Below are 581 nucleotides of genomic sequence, written 5' to 3'. Positions count from 1 at the left end.
AGTTCCGTAGAGTGGCTACGCGCTATGAGAGAAAGGCTAAGTACTATTTAGGGACGCTTCAATTAGCTGCTTCTATGATTTGGTTAGCGTAATTGTCAACGCCCCCTAGTAGAGTCACTTACGGGTATAGAAAATGGTATTTCAGATAGATTGCTAATTGAGCAGCTTTCATTAAAGGTTAATACATTATTCCTTCACAGCATTTTTCTTGCATCGAGTATCAAGCCAGTAGAATTTGCAGATGAGCGTGAAATCAGACTTCTGTATATAGGAGAGCGCAAAGAAAGTGAAATAAATAGCCATGATATGGCGGCGTTACGAACCCTTTATAATAAGCCTACACTTCCAGATATTGGATTCAAAACCACGAGTGATTTATTGGTGTCATATCAGCCTATACCATTCAGTATCGATGCTGTTAAAAGAGTAATTATTGGTCCAACAGTTAATGCGAAACTTGTTATGATTGGAATGTAACCGTCCGAGCAAGTACATCTTCAACTGCGTTCATTGATCCCTTATTTTAACGTCTGACTATCACATCAGGAGTTAACATGACTAAACGTTCTCATGAAGAGTGG

The 581-nt window shown here is 39.1% G+C and carries 1 protein-coding gene; it reads left to right on the top strand.

All coding sequences use genetic code 11. The features are described 5' to 3' along the window. The first annotated feature begins 150 nt into the window (after positions 1-150). Positions 151-477 (top strand): hypothetical protein, encoded by a 327-nt coding sequence (locus L2764_RS27575; RefSeq protein WP_248943512.1) that lies wholly within the window; start codon positions 151-153, stop codon positions 475-477. The last annotated feature ends 104 nt before the right edge of the window (positions 478-581 follow it).

It is taken from the genome of Shewanella surugensis, from assembly GCF_023284005.1.
Lineage (GTDB): Bacteria > Pseudomonadota > Gammaproteobacteria > Enterobacterales > Shewanellaceae > Shewanella > Shewanella surugensis.
The sequence above is the reverse complement of the archived record's forward strand: the minus strand, read 5'-3'. Positions and strand labels throughout refer to the sequence as shown.